Raw genomic sequence first — 6,373 nt, 5'->3', positions numbered from 1 at the left:
AATGCTAAATAATATTAATTATTTAGAACTGAATAACGACAGTGATCCAAGCTTGTTTTTTAATCGTTATAAAACCAGTGTTCACTTTGTTGATAGTATGGCTAAAAAGGTATTAGATAAATTAAAAGAAACGGGTGATCTAGATAATACCATTGTGATTATTACGGGCGATCACGGGCAAGAGATGAATGATAATCGAATGAATTTCTGGGGGCATAACAGTAACTTTACTAATGCTCAAGTGAATGTCCCTTTTGTGATTATTGCGCCTAAAGTAAGTCAAAAAACGATAGATTGGACAGCGGATGAATTAACCAGTCATGAAGATGTCGTACCTACCTTGATGAATAATTATTTAGGTGTGACGAATGATATTAAAGATTATTCCGTCGGTGAGGATTTACTTGGAAAGCATGTCGATCGCAGTTGGATTATGTCGTCTAATTACAGCGGCTATGCCATTATAGAAAAAGAATCAATTTTAGAAGTTGGCTCAACAGGTCAATATCAGTTGTTAGATAAAAGTAATAGACCAGTGAAAAATGGAGAGTTGAATTATCAACATCTTCAAGAAGCTCTGGAGCAGATTAGTCGGTTCAATAAGTAGGCTGTTATAAGAGGTATATATGGATAATTATAAATTAACCAAGTTACAAATAAGGCTTATTGATTGGATTGGACCTTATTTGATTAGAAAAAAACAAAAGAAAATGCAATTTGATCTAATTAAAGAATTAATTTATTTTTACCTGAAAAAAACAGCGTATACACTGCCTTATGGTCGGTTTACTGAAGGTGAACGCTACATAAGTCAACGTTTTTTTGGCTTCAAAGTTGGAATGTATAGTTATCGATATCAACAGTTTTGGAAAGATGACAGCTTAATAGAATCAATAGGTGCCTATTGCTCATTTGCAATAAATATAACCGTTGTCGGTGGTAATCACCCTATAGATTTAGTGTCATCACATCCATTTCTATTTAACAAAGAATATGGTTGTGTGAGTAAAAACCAAGAAATTCTAGACCAAAAAATTACGATTGGTAATGATGTATGGATTGGTGCGAATGTAACATTACTCCCAGGGATCACTATTGGTGACGGAGCTATTATTGGTGCAGGTGCAGTCGTAAGTAAAAGTGTTCCCCCTTATGCTGTAGTTGTAGGGGTTCCTGCTAAAGTCATCAGATATCGGTTTGAGAGTGATATCATTGATGGGATGTTGGAATCTAAATGGTGGACTTGGGATGATGAAAAAATAAAAAAGGCCATCCCATTAATGGATGACCCAAAGCATTTTCTTCAATCGATTAAGTCAGGAAATATTTAGAACAAGGTTTTTATATAAGCTACTCGTTCTTTGAATGTGTGGCTTTCCTGATAATCTTTTTTATATGTTAATTTTGCGACATAAGCATTTTTGAATTCTTCTAAAGGCTCATAATTAACAACATCATTATTGGTCGTTTTGAGTAAATTAACCCAATTATTCATCGTTTCTGGTTGATTTAAAGCTTCGTTAAAAAAATAACATATAGAAAAATAAGGCATAAACCCTTTAGTCTCTGCTGTATTCACCGAATCTTTAAAAAAACGTGTATTTTCAGAATCTTTTAAGCCTATTTTTTTTATGCTATTTGAAATGAATAAGCTGTGTTGTCTGCTTTTGAATAAATGTTCAATAAATAGCGCTAGAGTATGCTTGGTTATTTTGGATGCTTTGTGCGCGGCAATAAACCAAGCTTCTAATGGCCGAGTTTGATTTGTTTTATGGCGAAATGCAAAAAAAGAATTTGTTTCCGTTTCTTTATCAAGCCAAGTACTTAATGGTTGTAAACAAAATGTGGTAGTGTCTGCCCAAACGCCACCATAAGTAGAGAGAAGATATAATCGTAAGATGTCGGCTTTCATAGCAAAACCTAGATTCACGGTTGATAGTTTAAATACTGCATTAAAATCAAATCCTAACACCTTTTTTAAATTATCATCATTTAGTAAAATTATTTCATAATCAGGATTTAGTTTTGTCCATGATTCAATACTTATTTTGACTACTTCTGGTGCTGATTCTAGTGATGAATTCCAATATAACCAAAGCTTTTTGGGCATTGAGGCTTTAGCGTTTTTTTGCTCACGGCAAGCTGACTCTAAAGAGTGCAATGCATTTTGTGCTACGTTTAGTTCTATTTGTTTTGAGTGTGAAAGAGCGTTTGAATGAGTCAATATATTAATATTATAATATTCATTATAACGACGACTTAAAAATGGAATTTTTTGTCGTAACCAGAAAAAATCTTTTTCAAATAAGCGAGATTGAATTATGTGGTCTAACATTTATGAAACCTTATTAACTGAAGATATAATGGTAATTGATTTATTAATAGAGCCTTGTTGTTTTTTTAAAAACTGATAAGCATTATAAGATAACTTGTTTGCACTCTTCGTATTTGTTAATAAAGTTAATAGATTTGAGCATAGTTCATTATTGTTGGATACAATGCAACCTGATTGCTGTAGTAACTTATCTATTATTTCTTGAAAATTATAATAGCTAGGTCCTATTATGGTAGGTATATTTAGTGCAATTGGTTCTATTATATTATGCCCACCAACTTTATTTCCTATTAGACTCCCCCCCATAAAGCAAACATCAGAGGCTCCAATTAAAGTAAGCATTTCTCCCATAGTATCGGCAAGGTAAATTTGAACATCATCTGTTATGCATTTTTTTGACGTTCTTTTTGTTACTGTCATATTCTCTGCGCAGCATAATTCAAAAACAGAATTAAAACGTTCAGGATGGCGAGGGACTAGTATTAACAACACATCAGGGATGGATTCTAGCAGCTTTTTATGTGCGATTAAGACTTGTTCATCTTCGCCTTTATGAGTGCTTGCGGCTATCCATATAGGACGTTCAGTACCAAGTTGTTCGCGAAGGTTTTTTCCTAATGTAATAATGTTATCTGTGATTTCAATGTCAAATTTAACAGAACCCGTGATGTGAACTTTCTCTTCCTGAATACCAAGGGCGATAAAACGATTTGCGTCATCTTGATATTGGCAACAAATATGAGTCAAGTTTTTTGCTAATAAATTAAAAATGGGCTGAATTTTTTTGTACCCTAGATAAGATTTTTGGGATAAACGGGCGTTTAATACCGAGATCGGAATATCATGTTTAGCTACGGTATAAAGTGTATTTGGCCAAAGTTCGGTTTCCATGATCAGCATTTTTTTAGGATTAGTTACCTTTAAGAAGTTACGGATAGCAAAAGAAAAATCGATCGGCATATATCGATGTTCTACTAATTCACCGAGTTTTTCTATTTGTTCAGCCCCAGTACTTGTCGTTGTCGTAACAAGAATTGCTTGTGTTGGGTTTTGTTTTTTTAGGGCTTTTATTATTGGGAGCGCCGCAATTACTTCACCGACAGAGACAGCATGAATCCATATCGGTTGTTTTATTGTATTTAATTTGGGAGTGAATCCGAAGTGTTCCTTCCAACGTCCCCCAAAAGGTGGTTTCCCTTCTTTCTTCTTATACAGAGAGTAGAGAAGAAAGGGGGAAAAGATACTTAGAATTAAGGTATAAAAAAAGCGAATCATAGACTAAATAAACTCTTCGATATATTGGTTAACGATGATTTCGCCATCGAATTTACTTAATGTGCATTGAACAAAGTGAGAAAAGCTATCGTCCCACTGATATTGTAGTGCGTAGTTAATTTTGTCACCAAGTGCCTCCGGTGTTTCTTTTGCTAAGAAGGGTTCTAATTGATCATTCATAATTTGACGAACCCCACCTTTACTGTCTGTTGATACCACTTTGGTGTTGCAAGCAAGCGCTTCAATTAAAACCATACCAAGACCTTCAAACTTTGAGCTTAATACAAATAAATCGGCCTGTTGGTACCAAGGGAATGGGTTGTTTTGCTGACCTTTAAAATGAACTCGATCTGTAAGATGTAACTCTTTTACAATCGTTTTAATATTATTTAAGTCTTTACCGGCACCAACAATAATCAAGTCTTGTTCTATGTGATATTTCGTAATTGCATAGTGATAGGCTTTAATAAGCAATGTAAAGTTCTTCTGTGGGACAAGACGGCCTAATCCAAGAACATAAGGTTTTGGATGTAAAATTATGTTATTTCTCATCGCATCTGTTTTGATCTTATTAAAATCATTTGGATTATTTAATGTAATTGCTTTGTTTGTCGTAATGCTATGGGTAGAAATCATGTCATTAAAGCTATCTAATGCGCCATTAGATACACAAACTACATTTCTATCTTTGAATAATTGAGTTAAAACCCATTCAGATAATTTGCCATACATGTATTTATTTTGAACATTTTCACAAACATAAACAAATCGTTTATCTTGTATTGGCCAGATGTGCTCAAATGTCCCTTGGCCTCTAAAAATGATTAAATCAAATTTACCATTTTCTTTTTCTAGATTTTTTAGCTGTTTTTTAAAGACAATAGCCTCTGCATACGCAAACCAAATTGGAAAGGTTTTTCTGAAAATAACATTTAAAAATTGGCAGATGATGAACCAAATAACGCCTATACCGCTAAAGAGAACCGCCTTCTTAAGATTAAAAAGTCGTACCGAGATATCATTATTTCGCGGTTCAATTTCTTTTTTTCTATTTTTTAGATAGATCAAATCGGTATCATGTCCAGCTTCATGACATGCATCTGCCAAATTTACCGCGACACGTTCCATACCACCCATTTTTAAGCAATTTACAATAATGGCAATTTTCATATATTATCCAATTATAGTAATCGTGTGATTACATCTTGAGCAGGAAGGTCCTTTAAGCACTTCAAATGTCCTAATGGACACTCACGTTTAAAGCAAGGTCTACACTCTATATTAGTACTTACTATATCGACTTTTCTAGCGAGTGGTGGTGTGTATTTTGGAGAGGTTGAACCATAAACCCCAACAACATGACAACCTACAGCGGCTGCTACGTGCATTAATCCAGAATCGTTACTAACGACAGTTTTACATGCAGCTAATAAATCAACAGCTTCAATTAAACTTGTATCTCCGGCAAGGTTAAAAACACAATGCTGGTTATTACTGTCGACTAACGATTTAATGCTTTCTGTCGTCTCTTTATCTTTTGCCGAGCCAAATAACCAAACTTGATAACCTTGATTAATCATTTCATTAGCAACAGCGGCATAATGCTCAACTGGCCATTGTTTTGCTGGACCAAATTCAGCACCAGGGCACAAACCAAGCACTGGTTTTGTTACGGATAAAGAAAACTTGTTCAATGTCGTTTGTTGAACATCTGCATCAATGGAAAGCTTAGGATGAGGTAAATTATTTAACCCCCCAAGTGATTCAGAGTTAATCATTTCAGATTTTGGGTGTGCTAAGGCAACATAACGCTCAACCATGTATTGAAATGATTTTTTATTAGGACGTAAATCGTTTAATAAGCCATAACGCATTTCGCCTTTCCAACCTACGCGTGTAGGAATATCTGCAAACCAAGGAATTAAGGCCGATTTAGCGGAATTAGGACAAATATAAGCGTGAGTATAATTATTGGCTTTGAGTTGTTTACCGATCCGACGACGGCCTAGTAAATCAATGTCGCCATGACCTAGCGGCATTTCGATTGCTTGATTTACTTCTGGCATACGTTCTAGGATGGGTTTACACCAAGATGGAGCCATAACATCAATAATTGCTTCAGGGTGTCGCTGCTTTAACGTGATATACAGTGATTGGGACATCACCATATCACCAACCCATGATGGGCCAATAATTAATATTTTCATTGTTTTTTTTCTACTGATTTAGTATGTATTGATAGTAATAAGATATAACAAATAATAAGAACTGTTTTAGCACCAAAGGTGGTTAGTGGGACATCGGTTAACCCACTAATAAAATAACTCGTAATAAGAGATATTCCAGCAAAGGATATGGCGATATTTTCTTTTCTTATACCATAAAACATTTTAATAAAATAAAAATAGAAAAGGGTAAGAAAAATGACGCCACATAAACCATAGTATGCATACATTTGTAAATATTCATTGTGAAAATGATTGAAGTTACCAACCCATTTAGAATTTGGATTATTTAATAAGTATGCTTGGTAATTTGAGTGTCCGATACCAACAATTGGAGAGGATGACCCCATATCTATAGCTGTCATCCATAAGCCTAAGCGAACACCAACTGAACCATTATTTTTTAGTTTATTTGCTGTATTAGTTATTGGTTCTTGGATAATGTTTGTGTTTGTGTTTGTGTTTGTGTTTGTGCTTTCAATGGCGGATATAGATTTAGACAGTTCATTTTTTGCAATGTTAATTCTGTTCATTATTG

The 6,373-nt window shown here is 34.3% G+C and carries 7 protein-coding genes; 2 read left to right on the top strand and 5 right to left on the bottom strand.

The window, feature by feature from the left end; translation table 11 throughout:
• Positions 1–607, top strand: a 607-nt coding sequence (locus AACV33_RS20795; RefSeq protein WP_182700601.1) for a sulfatase-like hydrolase/transferase, incomplete at its 5' end; no start/stop codon positions are given.
• A 19-nt stretch (positions 608–626) separates the two neighbouring features.
• Positions 627–1,331: a CatB-related O-acetyltransferase gene (locus AACV33_RS20790; RefSeq protein WP_304503142.1), complete on the top strand. Its 705-nt coding sequence runs from the start codon at positions 627–629 to the stop codon at positions 1,329–1,331.
• On the opposite strand, the gene AACV33_RS20785 is transcribed toward AACV33_RS20790, so the two are convergent.
• From AACV33_RS20785 to AACV33_RS20765, 5 genes are all read right to left on the bottom strand, one after another.
• Entirely contained in the window at positions 1,328–2,335 is a 1,008-nt protein-coding gene (locus AACV33_RS20785) for a capsular polysaccharide synthesis protein (RefSeq protein ID WP_182700600.1), read from the bottom strand. The genes AACV33_RS20790 and AACV33_RS20785 overlap by 4 nt on opposite strands.
• Positions 2,336–3,610, bottom strand: a complete 1,275-nt coding sequence (gene waaA, locus AACV33_RS20780; RefSeq protein WP_182700599.1) for a lipid IV(A) 3-deoxy-D-manno-octulosonic acid transferase — start codon at positions 3,608–3,610, stop codon at positions 2,336–2,338. It abuts the gene before it with no gap.
• Positions 3,611–3,613: 3 nt separating this feature from the next.
• Entirely contained in the window at positions 3,614–4,780 is a 1,167-nt protein-coding gene (locus tag AACV33_RS20775) for a glycosyltransferase (protein WP_182700598.1), read from the bottom strand.
• An 11-nt stretch (positions 4,781–4,791) separates the two neighbouring features.
• Positions 4,792–5,817, bottom strand: coding sequence for a lipopolysaccharide heptosyltransferase II (gene waaF / locus AACV33_RS20770; RefSeq protein WP_182700597.1), 1,026 nt, complete (start codon positions 5,815–5,817; stop codon positions 4,792–4,794).
• On the bottom strand, positions 5,814–6,373 hold a 560-nt coding region (locus AACV33_RS20765; protein WP_182700596.1), incomplete at its 5' end, for an O-antigen ligase family protein. The genes AACV33_RS20765 and waaF, both read right to left, overlap by 4 nt.

It is taken from the genome of Aliivibrio sp. SR45-2 (genome assembly GCF_963890165.1).
Taxonomy (GTDB): domain Bacteria; phylum Pseudomonadota; class Gammaproteobacteria; order Enterobacterales; family Vibrionaceae; genus Aliivibrio; species Aliivibrio salmonicida.
Note: the sequence above shows the minus strand (reverse complement) of the source record. Positions and strands in the feature narration are given on the sequence as shown.